Annotated in this window: 14 protein-coding genes and 1 tRNA gene; 10 read left to right on the top strand and 5 right to left on the bottom strand. The window is 69.1% G+C overall.

From position 1 onward, the window contains the following. Positions 1-18: 18 nt before the first annotated feature. Complete coding sequence (locus AC3A5K_RS01830; protein WP_487615803.1) at positions 19-2,100, top strand: EAL domain-containing response regulator; 2,082 nt, start codon at positions 19-21, stop codon at positions 2,098-2,100. Positions 2,101-2,171: 71 nt separating this feature from the next. Here the strand turns inward: AC3A5K_RS01830 and htpX are convergent, their stop codons facing one another. After that, positions 2,172-3,077, bottom strand: coding sequence for a protease HtpX (gene htpX / locus AC3A5K_RS01825; protein WP_487615802.1), 906 nt, complete (start codon positions 3,075-3,077; stop codon positions 2,172-2,174). A gap of 140 nt (positions 3,078-3,217) precedes the next feature. Between htpX and gluQRS the strand changes: the two genes are divergently transcribed. From gluQRS to phbB (AC3A5K_RS01805), 4 genes are all read left to right on the top strand, one after another. Beyond that, the gene (gluQRS, locus tag AC3A5K_RS01820; protein WP_487616294.1) at positions 3,218-4,129 is read left to right on the top strand and encodes a tRNA glutamyl-Q(34) synthetase GluQRS; all 912 of its coding nucleotides are present in this window, start codon (positions 3,218-3,220) and stop codon (positions 4,127-4,129) included. Positions 4,130-4,179: 50 nt separating this feature from the next. Further along, a complete protein-coding gene (phbB, locus tag AC3A5K_RS01815; protein WP_487615801.1) occupies positions 4,180-4,920 on the top strand; it encodes an acetoacetyl-CoA reductase in 741 nt (246 codons plus the stop codon). Positions 4,921-5,080: 160 nt separating this feature from the next. Further along, a complete protein-coding gene (gene phaR, locus AC3A5K_RS01810; protein ID WP_487615800.1) occupies positions 5,081-5,569 on the top strand; it encodes a polyhydroxyalkanoate synthesis repressor PhaR in 489 nt (162 codons plus the stop codon). Between the two features lie 67 nt (positions 5,570-5,636). Then, positions 5,637-6,383 (top strand): acetoacetyl-CoA reductase, encoded by a 747-nt coding sequence (gene phbB / locus AC3A5K_RS01805; protein WP_487615799.1) that lies wholly within the window; start codon positions 5,637-5,639, stop codon positions 6,381-6,383. A 39-nt stretch (positions 6,384-6,422) separates the two neighbouring features. Here phbB (AC3A5K_RS01805) and AC3A5K_RS01800 read toward each other — a convergent pair whose 3' ends face one another. Genes AC3A5K_RS01800 through AC3A5K_RS01790 form a run of 3 tightly spaced genes read right to left on the bottom strand, consistent with a single transcriptional unit; the run spans position 6,423 to position 9,703 of the window. Further along, a complete protein-coding gene (locus AC3A5K_RS01800; protein WP_487615798.1) occupies positions 6,423-6,851 on the bottom strand; it encodes a hypothetical protein in 429 nt (142 codons plus the stop codon). 34 nt (positions 6,852-6,885) lie between these two features. Continuing rightward, positions 6,886-7,809, bottom strand: a complete 924-nt coding sequence (locus AC3A5K_RS01795; protein WP_487615797.1) for a M48 family metallopeptidase — start codon at positions 7,807-7,809, stop codon at positions 6,886-6,888. Positions 7,810-7,840: 31 nt separating this feature from the next. Beyond that, positions 7,841-9,703, bottom strand: a complete 1,863-nt coding sequence (locus tag AC3A5K_RS01790; RefSeq protein ID WP_487615796.1) for a formylglycine-generating enzyme family protein — start codon at positions 9,701-9,703, stop codon at positions 7,841-7,843. A gap of 88 nt (positions 9,704-9,791) precedes the next feature. On the opposite strand from AC3A5K_RS01790, the gene rnd reads away from it, so the two are divergent. Both rnd and AC3A5K_RS01780 read left to right on the top strand, forming a co-directional pair. Next, positions 9,792-10,919 (top strand): ribonuclease D, encoded by a 1,128-nt coding sequence (rnd, locus tag AC3A5K_RS01785; RefSeq protein ID WP_487615795.1) that lies wholly within the window; start codon positions 9,792-9,794, stop codon positions 10,917-10,919. A 13-nt stretch (positions 10,920-10,932) separates the two neighbouring features. Next, positions 10,933-11,008: transfer RNA gene (locus AC3A5K_RS01780), tRNA-Ala, on the top strand. A 108-nt stretch (positions 11,009-11,116) separates the two neighbouring features. Here the strand turns inward: AC3A5K_RS01780 and AC3A5K_RS01775 are convergent. Then, positions 11,117-12,175 carry an AI-2E family transporter gene (locus AC3A5K_RS01775; protein WP_487615794.1) on the bottom strand — a complete coding sequence of 353 codons (1,059 nt, stop codon included), beginning with the start codon at positions 12,173-12,175 and terminating at the stop codon, positions 11,117-11,119. A gap of 209 nt (positions 12,176-12,384) precedes the next feature. On the opposite strand from AC3A5K_RS01775, the gene lexA reads away from it, so the two are divergent. The 3 genes from lexA to AC3A5K_RS01760 all read left to right on the top strand — a co-directional run bounded on the left by lexA (position 12,385) and on the right by AC3A5K_RS01760 (position 15,231). Next, the gene (gene lexA / locus AC3A5K_RS01770) at positions 12,385-12,993 is read left to right on the top strand and encodes a transcriptional repressor LexA (RefSeq protein ID WP_487615793.1); all 609 of its coding nucleotides are present in this window, start codon (positions 12,385-12,387) and stop codon (positions 12,991-12,993) included. Between the two features lies 1 nt (position 12,994). Continuing rightward, complete coding sequence (gene imuA / locus AC3A5K_RS01765) at positions 12,995-13,609, top strand: translesion DNA synthesis-associated protein ImuA (RefSeq protein WP_487615792.1); 615 nt, start codon at positions 12,995-12,997, stop codon at positions 13,607-13,609. A 200-nt stretch (positions 13,610-13,809) separates the two neighbouring features. Continuing rightward, on the top strand, positions 13,810-15,231 hold the full coding sequence (locus AC3A5K_RS01760) for a Y-family DNA polymerase (protein WP_487615791.1): 1,422 nt from the start codon (positions 13,810-13,812) through the stop codon (positions 15,229-15,231). Positions 15,232-15,269: the final 38 nt, after the last annotated feature.

Genomic DNA, 15,269 nt, shown 5'->3' with positions numbered 1-15,269 from the left:
TCTGCAACGGAGCCCCTGATGTCGACCCAAGCCGACACCGCACTGCGCCTGCTCATCGTCGACGACCGTGTCGACGATGCCGAAGCCATCGTCAGCGGACTGCGCAACGCCGGCATCGCCGTGCGTCCGTCGCGTCCGGAATCGGACGAGGAACTCGGCCGCATGGCCGGCAACCAGGCCATCGACCTGGTGCTCGCCGCCCGCGCTGCGACGCTCGTGCCGTTCGCGCAGGTGATGCAGCGCGTGGCCGAGACCGGCCGCGATCTGCCGGTGATCGCGATCGTCGATACCCTGGACGACACCGGCTTCGTCGAATCGATCCTCGCCGGCGCACGCACCGTCGCGCTGCGCAATGCGCCGCAACAGCTGCTGGCCAGCGTGCGCGAGGCCTGGGCCGATCGTGACGCGCGCCGCAACCTGCGCCGGCTCGAAGCCCGCGTGCGCGAGACCGAGCGCCGCTGCGACGCGCTGATCGACTCCTCGCGCGATCCCATCGCCTACATCCACGAGGGCATGCACATCCGTGCGAACGCGGCATATCTGGAGACCTTCGGCTACGAGCAGTTCGAGGACATCGAAGGCATCTCGCTGCTGGACATGGTCGCGCCGCAGCACGTGGAATCGTTCAAGGCGCTGCTCAAGTCGCTGGCCAAGGGCGAGCCGCCGCCGCCGCGTCACGAGGTCGAGGCGCGCGACATCGACGGCAACGCGTTTCCTGCCGCGATGGAGTTCACCACCGCGCAGTACGAAGGCGAACCCTGCCTGCAGGTGGTATTCCGTCGCCGCGAGCTGATCGATCCCGATCTCGCGCTGGAACTGGAAGAACTGCGCCACCGCGACCAGGTCACCGGCCTGCTCAACCGGCCGGCGTTCCTGCGCGCGATCGAGGACGCGGTCGATGAAGCCGCGCAGGCGGATCGCCAGCACGGCTTCCTGATGATCGAGCCCGACCATCACCATCAATTGTTGACCGACATCGGTCTCGACCAGGCCGACGACCTGCTGGCCGCTGCGGCCACGCGTCTGCAATCGATCCTCGGCGACGGCGTCACGGCCGCGCGTTACGCCGGCCATACCCTGGCCGTGCTGCTGCCGGGCCACGACTATCACGCCACGGCCGCGACCGCCGAGCGCATCCGCGACGGCTTCGCCGCGCACGTGTTCGAGATCGGCGCCCGCTCGAGCGTGGTCACGGTCAGCGTCGGCGGCGTGCAGGTGGGCGAGAAGATCGCCAATGTCGGCCAGGTGCTGGCCCGCGCCACGCGCGCGCTGGAATCGGCATCGGGCACCGGCGGCAACCGCAGCGAGATCTTCGACCCCAGCGCGGTCGATCGCGTCGAGGAAGAACGCATCCAGGCCTGGGTGGCCCGCCTGCGCGGCGCGCTCGACGGCGACGGTTTCCAGCTGCACTACCAGCCGCTGATCAACCTGCAGGGCGACACGGCCGCGGTGTACGAGATCCTGCTGCGCCTCGACGGCGGCGACGGCGAGATGATCGCGCCGGGCACCTTCCTGCAGATCGCGGAAGACAACGGCATGCTCGGCGAGATCGACCGCTACGTCGTGGGTCGCGCGATCGCCGCGATCGGCCAGCGTCTGCGGGAACACCGGCCGACGACGCTGCTGGTCAAGATCAGCCAGGCCTCGCTCGATGGCGACGCACTGTCGGATTTCATCGGCGAACAGCTGGCCGCGCATCAGGTGCCGGGCGAGTACCTCGTCCTGCAGTTGCCCGAGTCCAAGGTCTTCACCCACCTCAAGGCGACGCAGGCGTTCGCCGAGCGCATCGGTCGTTTCGACTGCCGCTTCGCACTGGAGCAGTTCGGCGTCGGCCTGGATTCGTTCCAGCTGCTCACCCACCTGCAGCCCCACCTGCTCAAGCTCGACCGAAGCTTCACCGACGACCTGCCGGGCAATGCGGAGAACCAGCAGCGGATCGCCGAGATCGCCAAGCGCGCGCGGGAGATCGGCATCCGGACGATCGCCGAGTTCGTGCAGGACGCGGCCAGCATGTCGATCCTGTTCTCTGCCGATATCGACTACGTGCAGGGCAACTTCCTGGCGGCCGCCGGCCCGGGCATGAACTACGACTTCGAGTGACGGCGGCGCGACCCGCCCATGAAAAAGCCCGCCGGCTGGCGGGCTTTTTCGTTGGAGCGCAGCGATGGCTGTCAGGCCAGGAAGCCCTGCTTCACCGCGCTGCTGTCCGCCGGCGCGTTGCGGAGGGCCGCGATGCGGTCCTCCAGCGGCGGATGGCTCATCAGCAGCTTCTTCAGGCCGCCACCGACGCCGCCACTGATGCCGAACGCCGCCACCTGCTTGGGCAACGTGTTCTGCCCGTAGGTCAGCGACAGGCGCTCGAGCGCGGCGATCATCTTGTCGCGGCCGGCCAGCATCGCGCCGCCTTCGTCCGCGCGGAACTCGCGATGGCGCGAGAACCACATCGTGATCATCGACGCGAACAGGCCGAAGACCATGTCGAGCACGAAGACCACCGCGAAGTAGCCGATGCCGCCACCGCCGTTGTCGCGGCCGCCGTTGAGGTAGCCGTCCACCACCCTGCCGACCACGCGTGCGAGGAAGATCACGAAGGTGTTCATGACGCCCTGCAGCAGGGTCATCGTGACCATGTCGCCGTTGGCGACGTGGGCCACCTCGTGCGCGAGCACGGCCTCGGCCTCGTCACGGGTCATCGCGCGCAGCAGGCCGGTCGACACCGCGACCAGCGACGCATCGCGGCGTGCGCCGGTCGCGAAGGCGTTGATCTCGGGCGCATCGTAGATCGCCACCTCGGGCGTGCGGATGCCGACCATCTCGGCCTGGCGCTGGACGGTCGTCAGCAGCCAGCGCTCGGACTCGTTGCGCGGCTCGGTGATCACCTGCGCGCCGGTGAAGCGCTTGGCGGACCACTTGGAAATCGCCAGCGAAAAGAACGAGCCGCCGAAGCCCAGCAGCGCCGCGAAGACCAGCAGACCACCGTAGGACGCCGGGCTGATGCCGAGGACCGCCATGACGATGCTGACCAGTGCCAGCACGGCGAAGTTGGTGGCGATGAGGAGAGCGTAGCGTTTGAGCATCGGAGTCCAGTGTCGTTCGGGCGCCTGCGCAGGCGGAGAATCGCGCACGGTCGATGTGCGACCGCAGCGTTAATATTTCAATTCCAAGGTCGCGACGCCAGAGTGCACGACCCGTGACAGTTCATCATCGAGACAGTTCCATCCCGTCGCCGGGCGCGGACGGGCGGGCGTGCGGCCGCTTCGCGCCCTCGCCGACCGGCCCGCTGCATGCGGGTTCGCTGCTGGCTGCGTTCGGCAGCTGGCTGATGGCGCGCAGGAATGGCGGAACCTGGCACGTGCGGATCGAGGACGTGGATCGCGTGCGCGAAGTCGCCGGTGCTGCGGACCTGCAACTGCAGGCGTTGCAGGCCTGCGGGCTGCTGTGGGATGGCGACGTCGTCCGTCAGAGCGAACGCGATGCCGCCTATCGGGCCGCGCTGGATGGCCTGCTGCGCGACGGTCGGGCCTTCGTGTGCCATTGCAGCCGCAGTGATCTCGCCGCGACGCAGGGCCGGCATCAGGGCGCCTGCGTGGCCCGGTCACCCCGCCCCGATCCCGCAGTCCGCTTGCGCGTGCCCGCCGGCACACGGGTGGCCTTCGACGATGGCGTGCGTGGACGGTTCGAACAGGACATCGCCGAAGCGGTCGGGGATTTCGTGTTGCGCCGCGCCGATGGCCTGTGGGCCTACCAGCTGGCGGTCGTCGTCGATGATGCCGCGCAGGGCATCACCGAGGTGGTGCGCGGCGCGGACCTGCTCGATTCCACGCCGCGACAGATTCTGCTCCAGCGCGCCCTCGGGCTGCCGACGCCGCGCTATCTGCATCTGCCACTGCTGCTCGACCCTGATGGACGCAAACTGTCGAAATCCACGGAAGCGGATGCGTTCCGTGCCGATGCGCCCATCCCTGCATTGCATCGGGCGTGGCGCCAACTGGGACAGTCTGCTGCGCTGCCCTCGCAGGATCTCCACGCCTGCCTCGAGGCCGCACGCAACCTTTTCGATGCCGCACTGATCCCGGATCAAGACCGCCATTGTGCACCGCACCATGATCACGTCATCCACCTTGACTAGACTGGCCCGAGCATCGCCACGTTGGCGATGCAGCCAATCGGAGGGGTGGAATGAGCGCACGCGTTGCATTGGTAACCGGCGGGACCGGCGGAATCGGCACGGCCATCGTCAAGCGGTTGACGGACAACGGGTATCGCGTCGCCACCAATTTCCGCAACGAGGAGAAGGCGCTGGCGTGGCAACGTGCGCTGCGCGAGGCAGGCTACGAGGTCGCGCTCGCGGCGGGCGACGTCTCCGAACATGAAGCCGCCGAACGCATGGTGCGCGACATCGAAGCCCAGCTCGGTCCGATCGACATCCTGATCAACAACGCCGGCATCACCCGCGACGGCACCTTCCACAAGATGCATGCGCTGCAGTGGCAGGACGTGATCAACACCAACCTCAACTCGGTCTACAACGTCACCCGTCCAGTGATCGAAGGCATGCGCGACCGCAAGTGGGGCCGGATCATCCAGATCAGTTCCATCAACGGTCTCAAGGGCCAGTACGGCCAGGCCAACTACGCCGCGGCGAAGGCCGGCATGCACGGCTTCACGATTTCGCTGGCGCGCGAGAACGCCAAGCTCGGCATCACCGTCAATACGGTGTCGCCCGGTTACGTCGCCACCGACATGGTGATGGCGGTGCCGGAAGAGGTGCGCGCGAAGATCGCGGCCGACATTCCGACCGGTCGCCTGGGTCGCCCGGAGGAAATCGCCTACGCGGTGAACTTCCTGGTGTCGGACGAGGCCTCGTGGATCACCGGCTCGAATCTCGACATCAACGGCGGCCATCACATGGGCTGGTGACTGCCTGCCGCTGCGCGATGCAGCGGTCGGTGCCTCCCGTTTCCGAGTGGACGCGCGCCGACTGCGGCCGCGTCCCACCCCATTCACACCGTGCGCGCAGTTGCGTGCCCCCCGGGGCTGCGCCATGCTGCGCGGCACCAATGACCTGAGTGTTGGCTTCATGAGTGCAACGCGCATCATCAAGAAGTATCCGAACCGTCGGCTCTACGACACCGAGATCTCGAGCTACATCACCATCGAGGACGTACGCCAGCTGATCGTCGATGGCGAGGAATTCGAGGTCCGCGATGCCAAGACCGGCAACGACCTCACCCGCTCGGTGCTGCTGCAGATCATCTCCGAGCACGAATCGGACGGCGAGCCGGTGCTATCGACCCAGCTGCTGAGCCAGATCATCCGTTTCTACGGCGATTCGATGCAGGGCTTCATGGGCAGCTATCTCGAGCGCTCGATGCAGGTCTTTCTCGACCAGCAGCAGCAGTTCCGTCAGCAGATGGGCGGCCTGCTCGGCCAGACGCCGTGGACGATGATGAACCAGCTGACCGAACGCAATCTGGAAATGTGGAAGGACATGCAGAAGACGATGGTCGGCAGCGTCGCGCCGGGCGCCAAGCCTGCCGATCGCGATCCGCCCAAGCGCGGCCGCTGATCGGTCCGCACTGCCGACACGGCGCGGACTCCGCGCCGTTTTCGTGTCCGCTTCCGGAAACCCAAGCATGACCCAGACCTCACGCGTCGCCATCGTCACCGGTGGCCTCGGCGGCATCGGCCGCGCCATCTGCAAGCAGCTCGCCGCACGCGGCGTGCACGTCGTCGCAGCCGATCTGCCGGCGGACAGCGCGCGGCTCGATGCGTTCGTCGCCGACATGACAGGCTTGCCGGTGACGACGCTCGCCGTCGATGTCGGCGATGCCGATGCCTGCGCTGCGGCGATCGCCGACGTCGAACGCCGCCACGGCCGTCTCGACATCCTCGTCAACGCCGCCGGCATCACTCGTGACGCGACGCTGCGCAAGATGGACACCGCGCAATGGGACGACGTGCTGCGCATCAACCTCGACAGCGCCTTCCACCTGTGCCGCGCCGCCGTCGAAGGCATGGTCGCGCGCGGGTTCGGGCGCATCGTCAACATCAGTTCGGTCAGCGGCCAGACCGGCAACTTCGGCCAGACCAACTACGCCGCGGCCAAGGCCGGGCTGCACGGTTTCACGATGTCGCTGGCCCGCGAAGTCGCGGCCAAGGGCATCACCGTCAACAGCCTGTCGCCCGGGTATGTCGAAACGCCGATGACCTCGAAGATGCCGCCCGAGGTCCTCGCCCGCACCGTCGCCAGCGTGCCGGTCGGTCGCGTCGGCCAACCGGACGACATCGCGCGCGCGGTCGCCTTTCTCGTGGCGGACGACGCCGGCTACATCACCGGGATCAACCTGCCGGTCAACGGCGGTCTGCTGATGGGATTCTGAAAGATCCGCCCGTCTGGTCCGGGGCGTGTCGACACCGGGTCAGAAGGCAGGCCGAAGGGCTTCGGGATCATAGGGTTCGCAGACCCCGGCGTACTGGATGAATGAACCTTTCAAGTCGATCTCGCCGTGCATGCGATCGATCTTGATGCGGAGATCCGCCATGAAGTTGAATCGCGCCCGCGCCGTGATGCTGGATGCGTTCATGACGATCTCCTCCAGGTTGATCCAGCCGTCACCGAGCCAGTGCCGGCTTGGTGGACGGAGGTCTTCAGGCACCTGCATCGTGCCGCTTGCGCCATTGAACTTGAAGTAGAAACGCGCGCTTCCGCCAGTGTTGGCGCCCCGCCAGTTGCCCTCGCAGACGAGGTTGAGGGGCGTTGGCGCAGGTGCTTCTTCCGGATCCGATGCCCGCGCGCTTCCGAACGCGCAGACGCCATAGACCGCGACCACCAGCAGAGCGCTTCGCATGCGTGCTTTCCTTGTCTGAGGATTGATTCGGCTTTCAGATGGATGTTGTGGCAGTGCCTTGCGCGTCCTCGCAGAACTTCGCGCGGTATTCCAACGCCTTGGGGATCAGGTTCTGCAGGTTCTGGATGCGCGTGCCCGGATTGGGGTGCGTGGACGAGAACTCGGGGGGCGCCTGGCCGCCACTGGTCGCGCTCATCCGCTCCCACAGCGGCACCGATTCGCGCGGATCGAAGCAGGCTGCGGCCGCCAGCATCAGCCCGACCACGTCGGCCTCGGTCTCGTGCTTGCGCGCGTACGGCAGCAGGTAACCGTAGCCCATCGCGGCCATGACCATCTGCTGCTGCTGCGGATCCATGCCGCTCATCGCGCCGGCCATCTGTCCGACCTGGGTGAGGCGCTGCTGGGCCATGCGCTGGGCACCATGCCGGAGCAGCGCATGTGCGATCTCGTGGCCCATGACCACCGCCATCGCATCGGCGTTCTGCGCGACCGGCACCAGACCGGTGTAGACCGCCATCTTGCCGCCTGGCAGACAGAAGGCATTGGCCTGCTCGGAGTCGATGACGTTGACCTCCCAGTCGAAGCTTTCCGAGAACCGGGTCGGTTCGAACCCGTTCTCGCGCGCCAGCTCGGCCTCGACCACGCCGACCTTGGCGATCAGCCGGTCGGCGATCGCGCGCACGTCGCGGGCGATCTCGCTGTCGGCCGGCACCGGCCGTTCCTGCTGCAGGATCTGTTCGTAGGCTTCCAGGCCGAGCGCCTTTTCGTCCTCGACATCGAGCGCGCGGTCGATGAGCACGGTCTCGCCGGTGACCGGATCGGTCGAGCGGTTGGAGACGTAGTAGTAGACGCCGTAACCCGCGAACAGCAGCAGGATCACGAACCGCATGTTGATGCCGCGCCGGGGCGTCCGGCCGGCGGAACGCCGGTCACCGCGGCCGAAGGGATCCTGTCTCATGGTGTGCTCCGATGCCGGATGCCGGCGGGGTTCAAAGATCGCGGACGACGCGGAACCCGATTCTGGCATTGGTCGTGTCGACCTGCGCGAGTGCCCGCCAGCTGGCCCGGGTCTGGGCCGGCGAACTGGCCCAGGAGCCGCCGCGGATCACCTGGTCGCGGCAGCCGGGATTGACCCAGGCCGAGCCGTCGTCCGGCGCGCGCCGGTAGGTGGCGTGCCAGCAGTCGGCCATCCATTCGCTGACGTTGCCCGCGAGGTCGTGCACGCCCCAGGTGTTGGCGTCGAAGCTGCCCACCGGCGCAGGCCCCCAGTAGCCGTCGGCATAGCCTTCGAACGCATTGCCCCAGGTCCGGCCCGACGGCGAGCGGTCGAGCGCGCCGGTCATATTGCCGGCGCCGTCCGGCGGCGTGCCCTCGCCCCAGGGAAAGCGTTCGCTGGAGCCGTTACGAAACGCGTATTCGAACTCGGCCTCGCTCGGCAGCCGGTAGCGGCGGCCGCTCTGCGCCGACAGCCAGTCGACGTAAGCCTGCGCGTCCTTGGCGCTGACGTGCAGCACCGGCATCGTGTCGCCGGCCGGACGGCCGACGTAATCGGAGCGCCAGTCGACCCGGCTGCGGCGCAGGAAATTGCCGGTGCGCTCGTCGTAGGCCATCGAGAAGCCGCGCCGCACCGCGCGCGACTGGAAGCCGGTGGCATCGACGAAGCGCCGGAACTCGCCCACGGTCACTTCGCGCACGCCCATCGCGAATCCGCGTTCGAACCGCACCGGATGGCGCGGCGTCTCGTTGTCGTGGGCGTCTTCGTCGCCGGGCAGCGCGCCCATCATGAAACCGCCGTGCGGCAGCACGACCATCTGCGGCCCGCGGGCACCGCCTTCGAGGGCATCGGTGAAGACCTGGCCGGGACGGAAGTCGCCGTAATGCACGGCGCGGTCGATGCGCTCGCGCAGGTCGAGCGCAACCGGATTGCCGGGTTCGGCGACCAGCAGGATCTCGGCCAGCCGCGCGCGCGCCTCGGCGACGCCATTGATCTTCGGCAGCGCTTCGACGCCGGCATCGCGCAGGCGCTGGATGCGGATCGCACGCATCCGCTCGATGCGCTGCTCGGCGTCGGGCACGGTGGCGAAACCCGGGCGGATCGTCATCGCGTGGGCCAGCCAGCGCGACGCCGCGCGGAAATCCCCGGCCGCGCCTGCGGTCTCGGCGCGCCGGATCAGCGCGCTTTCCACCGCCGCCAGGCCCTGCAGGGCGCGCGGCTGCCCCGGGCGCAGCGATGCCGCCTGACGGAAGCCGGCCAATGCGCCGCCGCCTGCTTCGCCCAGCTCACCGGCCTGCATCGCCCGTTCGGCGGTGCGGTTGAGTTCCCACAGCCGGTCGCTGGCGTCGACGCGTTCGAGATAGGCGATCACATCGGGATCGTCGGCGGCGAGATAGCGCGCCACCGCGGCGAACGCATGCGCCGCGCGCAGGCCGGCGATCGAATCACCGGTGTCGGCCTCGTCGAGCGCCATGCCGCCGAGCACCAGCAGACGCGCCTGGGCACGGCGCAGGCCGGTGGCCGCGGCGCGTTCCTGGCCGGGAATGCGCGACAGCGCGAGATACAGCGGGATCGCGGAGTCCGCGGTCGCGTACAGATCGTCGGCGCCCAGCGCCTCGGCCGCCTGCGCGCGCGCCGCGTCTGCGTTGTCCGGCTCGATGCGCGGCAGCGACGGCGTCCAGTTGAGGTCGGCGGCGATCAGGTCATCGCCGCTGATGGTCACGCTGCCATCGCCCAGGGCGTCATCGGCGGACGTGCCCGGCCCGTCGCCACGACAGCCACCGAGCAGGCCCAGCAGCAGCCAGGCCAGCAAGCTGACGACGATGTGTCCGCGCAAACCCGACTCCCGTAACCGCATCGCGTCAGATTAAGCCATCGACGCCGACGGGGCGATGTCGTGGCCGTCGCGATTGCCGCGACCGGGCGCCGCCGCTAGGCTGTCGCGCATGGCCTCTTCCAATGCGTGCTGGATCGACGATCCGGCCAGTCTCCGCGCGCGGCTTCCCGCCGCTCCCGCCCGTGTCGGGCTCGATACCGAATTCATCCGCGAGCGCACCTTCTGGCCGCAGCTGGCGCTGGTGCAGATCGCGATCGAACGCGATGACGGCATCGAGGTGCTGCTGGTCGATCCGCTCGCACCCGGCATCGCCGAAGCCCTGCGTCCGCTGCTGTCCGATCCGGGCATCGTCAAGGTGATGCACAGCGCCAGCGAGGATCTGGTCGCGTTCGGCCATGCCTGCAGCGCAGTGCCGACACCGCTGTTCGACACCCAGATCGCCGCGGCCCTGGCGGGCGTCGGCGGCGGCATGGGCTACCAGCGCCTGGTGCAGGAACAGCTCGACATCGCGCTGCCCAAGGGCGAGACGCGCTCCGACTGGTTGCGACGGCCGCTGTCGCCGACCCAGCTGGAATACGCGGCCGATGACGTCGAACACCTGTTCGCGCTGCATGACCGCCTGTCCGCCCGGATCGCCGAACTCGATCGCGTCGACTGGCTGGACGAGGACTGCGCGCGTCTGGTCGCAACTGCCGGCAACCTGGAAGGCGAGCGCTGGCCGCAACTCGGCGGACGCGCCGGGCAGTTTCTCGATGCCGATGCGCAGCGTCGCCTGCTGCGTCTGCTGCGCTGGCGCGATCTGCAGGCGCGCCTGCAGGACAAGCCGCGCAGCTGGATCCTCGACAACGAGCTGGCCACGTTGCTGGCGCGCGATCCGCCGGCCGACCCGACGGCACTGCAGCACCGGCTGGAGGCGCATCCCAAGGCGCCGCGCAAGCTGGGCGCGGCGATCTGGCAGGCGCTGACCACCGAACTGCCGGACGAGGCCGAGGCGCCGCTGTCCAGCGGCGAAGAACCGGACCGCAAGCAGCTCAAGCGCCTGCAGCAGGCGGTGGCCACGCGCAGCAGCGAACTCGGTCTGCCCGACGGCATCCTCGCGTCGCGCAAATGGCTCGAAGCGCTGGTCGAAGGTGCGGACTGGCCGGGCGCGTTGTCGGGCTGGCGGCGCACGCAACTCGAACCCGCACTCGCCCCCCTGCTCGCAGAGGCTGGCGGACCGCCGACGGCCTCTGTATGATGCGACGCTTCGTGGGGCGGTAGCTCAGCTGGGAGAGCGCCACGTTCGCATCGTGGAGGTCAGGGGTTCGATCCCCCTCCGCTCCACCACGAAACAGAAAACCCCGGAAAGCGCAGGCTTTCCGGGGTTTTTCTGTATGTGGGTCCTGGATGCCACAGCATGCGGCGCGCCGTCCGGGCACGCCGCATGCAGCGTGATCAGCTGCCCGACCGTTCGGAATCGGACTCGCCTGGAATCGCCGTTTCGGTATCCAGCAGTTCGCGCACGTAGAGGCGCTTGACCAGCACGTACAGCACCACCGTCAGCGGCGCGGCCAGCAGCAGACCGGCGAAGCCCTGCAACGTGCCGAACACCAGCAGCGAGAACAGCAGCAGCGCCGGCGGCAGTTCGACCGCGCGCTGCTGGATCAGCGGCTGCAGCACATTGCTCTCGATCTGCTGGATCACGATGTACAGCACCGCCGTCGCCAGACCGATCTTCGGGCTGACGGTGAAGCCGAGCAGGATGCCGGGAATCGCCGCGGCGATCGGGCCGATGATCGGCACGAAATCGAGCAGGAACGCGATCAGCGCCAGCGCGAACGCCGCCGGCACGCCGAGCAGCCACAGGCCGATGCCGGTCAGCACCGCGACCACCGCCATCGCGATCAGCTGGCCGCCGAGCCACAGGCGCAGCGCACGTGCGCTGGTGTCGAGCGCATCCGCGCTGACGTCGCGCACGGACTTCGGCACCAGCTGCAGCAGGCCGGCGCGGTAGAGGCCGGGCTGGGCCGCGATATAGATCGCGCCGATGAAGACCAGCAACAGATTCATCAGCCCGCTGGAGAAGGTCATCGCCATCGCACCGGCGCTGCTGGCGATCCGGCCCATGTTGTTGCGCAGGCTGTCGATCTGCTCGGCCAGCATGCTGCCGATCGTGGTTTCCTCCACCCAGTTCTGGAATTCCTCGTAGGCCGGCGGCAGGGCCTCGATCAGCGTCGCCATTTCGCGCGAGGCCTGAGCGCCGAACATCCACAGCAGCAGGCCGAGTCCGCCGGTCAGCACGACCAGCACGATGGCGAGCGAGATCCCGTGCGAGACCGGCAACACCCGCCGCAGCAGGTTCGACAGCGACAGCAGCAGCGCCGCGAACACGATCGCGCCGAAGACCAGCATCAGCACCGGCAGCAGGGCCCACAGCAGCACCAGCACCGCGACCAGCGCGATGACGATCAGGACCTGGCGGGTGAAACGGGAGAGATCGGCGGTGGTCGACATGGAAATCCAGACAGTGGGCAGCCGGCGCCGGGTGGACGGCACGCGACACGGGAATGCGGAAAACGGAACGGCAGACGCCGCGCCCGGGACGGCGTTGTCCCATATCCGTCGTGCAGGCCGTGCATTCAGGGTGGAGGGCGCGACTTGGCCATCCCGGGACATTCGCGCCGGCTCGCCAGCCGGATCGCGAAGGTGTACAAATGTACACCATGGATTCCCTGCCTTCCCAGCGTGCCGCCGTGCTCGCCTACATCCGCGAACGGCTCGCCGCCGGCCGCCCGCCCAGCCTGGCCGAGATCGCCGCGCATTTCGGTTTCGCCTCGCGCAATGCCGCGCAGAAACACGTCCGCGCCCTGACCGGTGCCGGGCTGCTGGACAGCCGGCCGCACGAGAAACGCGGCCTGCGCCTGCCCGGTGCCGGCGATGCCCGTCCGGACCTGCTGATGCTGCCGGTGCTGGGCCGGGTGGCGGCCGGCGTGCCCATCGGCGCCGACATCGGTCTGGACCGGCAGTTGTGGATGGACCGCGGCGTGTTCGCGCTGCGCCCGGACTATCTGCTGCGGGTCGAAGGCGATTCGATGATCGACGACGGCATCCTCGACGGCGACCTGGTCGGCGTGCATCGCAGCGCGGATGCGCGCGACGGGCAGACGGTGGTCGCCCGGCTCGACGGCGAACTGACCATCAAGCGGCTGGCGCTCGATGCCGAGGGCGTGCATCTGCTGCCGCGCAACCCGGCCTATGCGCCGATCCGCGTGCCGACGGGCGCCGATTTCGCGATTGAGGGCCTGTTCTGCGGGCTGGTGCGGCAGGGCTGACATGGCCGAAGCCCAGGCTCTCGATGCCCTGCTCGCCGCGCGCACCGTCTGGCATGCGGGTCGCGGCGTGCAGGCCGTGGCCACCGGCGAACCGACCGGATTCGCCGCATTGGATGCGGTGCTGCCCGAAGGCGGCTGGCCGCGCGGCGCGTTGACCGAACTGCTGTTACCCGCCGATGGCGTGGGCGAACTCGCCCTGCTGATGCCCGCGCTGGCACGCATGACCGCGGCCGGCCAACGCGTGGTGCTGGTCGCACCGCCCTATGTCGCCTACGCCCCGGCCTGGCAGGCCGGCGGTATCGACCTCGCCTGTCTCGACATCGTCGAAGCTGCGCCGCGCGATGCGCTGTGGGCGTTCGAACAATGCCTGCGCAGCGCAGCCTGCGCGGCGGTGATCGGATGGCCGCAGACCGCCGACGACCGCCTGCTGCGCCGGCTGCAGGTCGCCGCCGACACCGGCGGCAGCTGCGCGTTCGCCCTGCGCGACCGGCGCTATGCGGTCAATGCCTCGCCGGCCTCGCTGCGGCTCGAATTCCAGCCCGATGAAGGCGCCTGGCGCGTACGCAAATGCCGCGGTGCGCAGCCGCCGGCGCTGGCCCTGCGGTTGGCGCACTGATGGCGCGACGTTGCGATGCCATCGTTGTGGACGTCGACGTGGACGGCCTCGACCACCGGGCATGGCGACTGCCGCATGGGGCGCTGGCGCGTTTGCGTGTCTGCATGCGGCACGGCAAGACCGATGCGCGTCCGATGTCGATGTCGTTCCAGCGTTCTACTCCGCGCCACGTGCGCGCGCAGCGCTGTTGAGCCGGCCTCGTGCTCTGGGCCTGCATCCTCGTGCCGCAGCTGGCACTCGACGCCGTTCTCCGGCGCCTGCCTGATCCCGACGCGCCACTGGCCCTGGTCGAGGGTCCGACGCAGCTGCGCAGCCTGCATGCGGTGAACACGGCGGCAGCCGGCGCCGGCCTGAAACCCGGCATGCGGCTGTCGGCCGCGCATGCGCTGATGGCCGATGTACGGACCGTGGATTACGACGCCGACGCCGAGGCGCGCTGGCATCGTTTCCTCGCCGCGTGGGCCTATCGCCACAGTTCGCTGGTCAGCCGGCAGTGGTCGCGGGCGATCGTGCTCGAGGCGCGGGCCAGCTTCCGCCTGTTCGGCCCGTGGCCGGCGTTCGAGCGCAGGTTGCGCGGCGAACTCGACGCCCTCGGTTTCCGCCATCGCATCGCACTGGCACCGACGCCGCGCGCCGCACGCGTCCTGGCCGGCCTGCGCGACGGCCATGCAGTGACCACTCCCGCGGCGCTGCCCGCGCTGCTCGGCCGCGTACCGGTGCGCCGCGCCGCCCTGCCCGACGATGCCGGCGAACGCCTGCAGCGCATGGGCGTGCGCACCCTGGCCGCACTGCGCGCGCTGCCGCGCGACGGCGTGCGCCGCCGGTTCGGGCCGGCCCTGCTCGATCACGTCGACCGCCTGTACGGCGACGCCGACGATCCCCTCGAGTGCTACACCCCACCCGATCATTTCGACGCGCGCGTCGAACTGGGCTACGAGGTCGAAAGCCACACTGCGCTGCTGTTTCCGCTGCGCCGGCTGATCAACGACCTGTGCACCTATCTGTCGATCCGCGACGGCGGGGTGCAGCGCTTCGTGCTGCGGCTGGAACACGAACGCACGCGTACCGATGTCGACGTCGGCCTGCTGGCGCCCGAACGTGCGCCGGCGATGCTGTTCGAACTGGCACGCAGCCGGCTGGAACGCGTGGCGATCGATGCGCCGGTGATCGCGGTCGGCCTGGTGGCCCGCCATCTGCCGCCGTTCGTGCCGGCGAGCCGGGATCTGTTCGACCAGCGCCCGCAGCAGGCCCTGCCCTGGCCGCAACTGCGCGAACGCCTGCGCGCGCGCCTGGGCGACGAGGCGGTGTACCGCGTCGCGCCCTCCGACGACCCACGTCCCGAACGCGCGTGGGCGCGCGTGTTCGGCGACACCGGCGAACCGGTGCGCGCCGCGCCGCCGCGTCCGGAGCGGCCCGCCTGGTTGCTGCCGCAGCCGGTGCCGCTGCGCGATCCGCGCCTGCGCATCCTGTCCGGGCCCGAGCGGCTGGAAAGCGGCTGGTGGGATGGCGACGATGCGCGGCGCGATTACTACGTCGTCGAGACCTCGCGCGGCCAGCGCGCCTGGGCCTTCGTGCCGCCGGGCGAACACGCGGGCTGGATGCTGCACGGATGGTTCGCATGAGCGCGTCATCTGTCGCGGCCGCGTGGGCCGATCCGCTG

It is taken from the genome of Luteimonas sp. Soil_C_5 (assembly GCF_057656615.1).
Note: the sequence above shows the minus strand (reverse complement) of the source record. Positions and strands in the feature narration are given on the sequence as shown.

What these genes read in the sequence shown, in the direction of transcription:
- AC3A5K_RS01830 (WP_487615803.1), top strand. Translation starts at nt 19, where the DNA reads ATGTCGACCCAAGCCGACACCGCACTGCGCCTGCTCATCGTCGACGAC.
- htpX (WP_487615802.1), bottom strand. Translation starts at nt 3,077, where the DNA reads ATGCTCAAACGCTACGCTCTCCTCATCGCCACCAACTTCGCCGTGCTG.
- phbB (WP_487615801.1), top strand. Translation starts at nt 4,180, where the DNA reads ATGAGCGCACGCGTTGCATTGGTAACCGGCGGGACCGGCGGAATCGGC.
- phaR (WP_487615800.1), top strand. Translation starts at nt 5,081, where the DNA reads ATGAGTGCAACGCGCATCATCAAGAAGTATCCGAACCGTCGGCTCTAC.
- phbB (WP_487615799.1), top strand. Translation starts at nt 5,637, where the DNA reads ATGACCCAGACCTCACGCGTCGCCATCGTCACCGGTGGCCTCGGCGGC.
- AC3A5K_RS01800 (WP_487615798.1), bottom strand. Translation starts at nt 6,851, where the DNA reads ATGCGAAGCGCTCTGCTGGTGGTCGCGGTCTATGGCGTCTGCGCGTTC.
- AC3A5K_RS01795 (WP_487615797.1), bottom strand. Translation starts at nt 7,809, where the DNA reads ATGAGACAGGATCCCTTCGGCCGCGGTGACCGGCGTTCCGCCGGCCGG.
- AC3A5K_RS01790 (WP_487615796.1), bottom strand. Translation starts at nt 9,703, where the DNA reads ATGCGGTTACGGGAGTCGGGTTTGCGCGGACACATCGTCGTCAGCTTG.
- rnd (WP_487615795.1), top strand. Translation starts at nt 9,792, where the DNA reads ATGGCCTCTTCCAATGCGTGCTGGATCGACGATCCGGCCAGTCTCCGC.
- AC3A5K_RS01775 (WP_487615794.1), bottom strand. Translation starts at nt 12,175, where the DNA reads ATGTCGACCACCGCCGATCTCTCCCGTTTCACCCGCCAGGTCCTGATC.
- lexA (WP_487615793.1), top strand. Translation starts at nt 12,385, where the DNA reads ATGGATTCCCTGCCTTCCCAGCGTGCCGCCGTGCTCGCCTACATCCGC.
- imuA (WP_487615792.1), top strand. Translation starts at nt 12,995, where the DNA reads ATGGCCGAAGCCCAGGCTCTCGATGCCCTGCTCGCCGCGCGCACCGTC.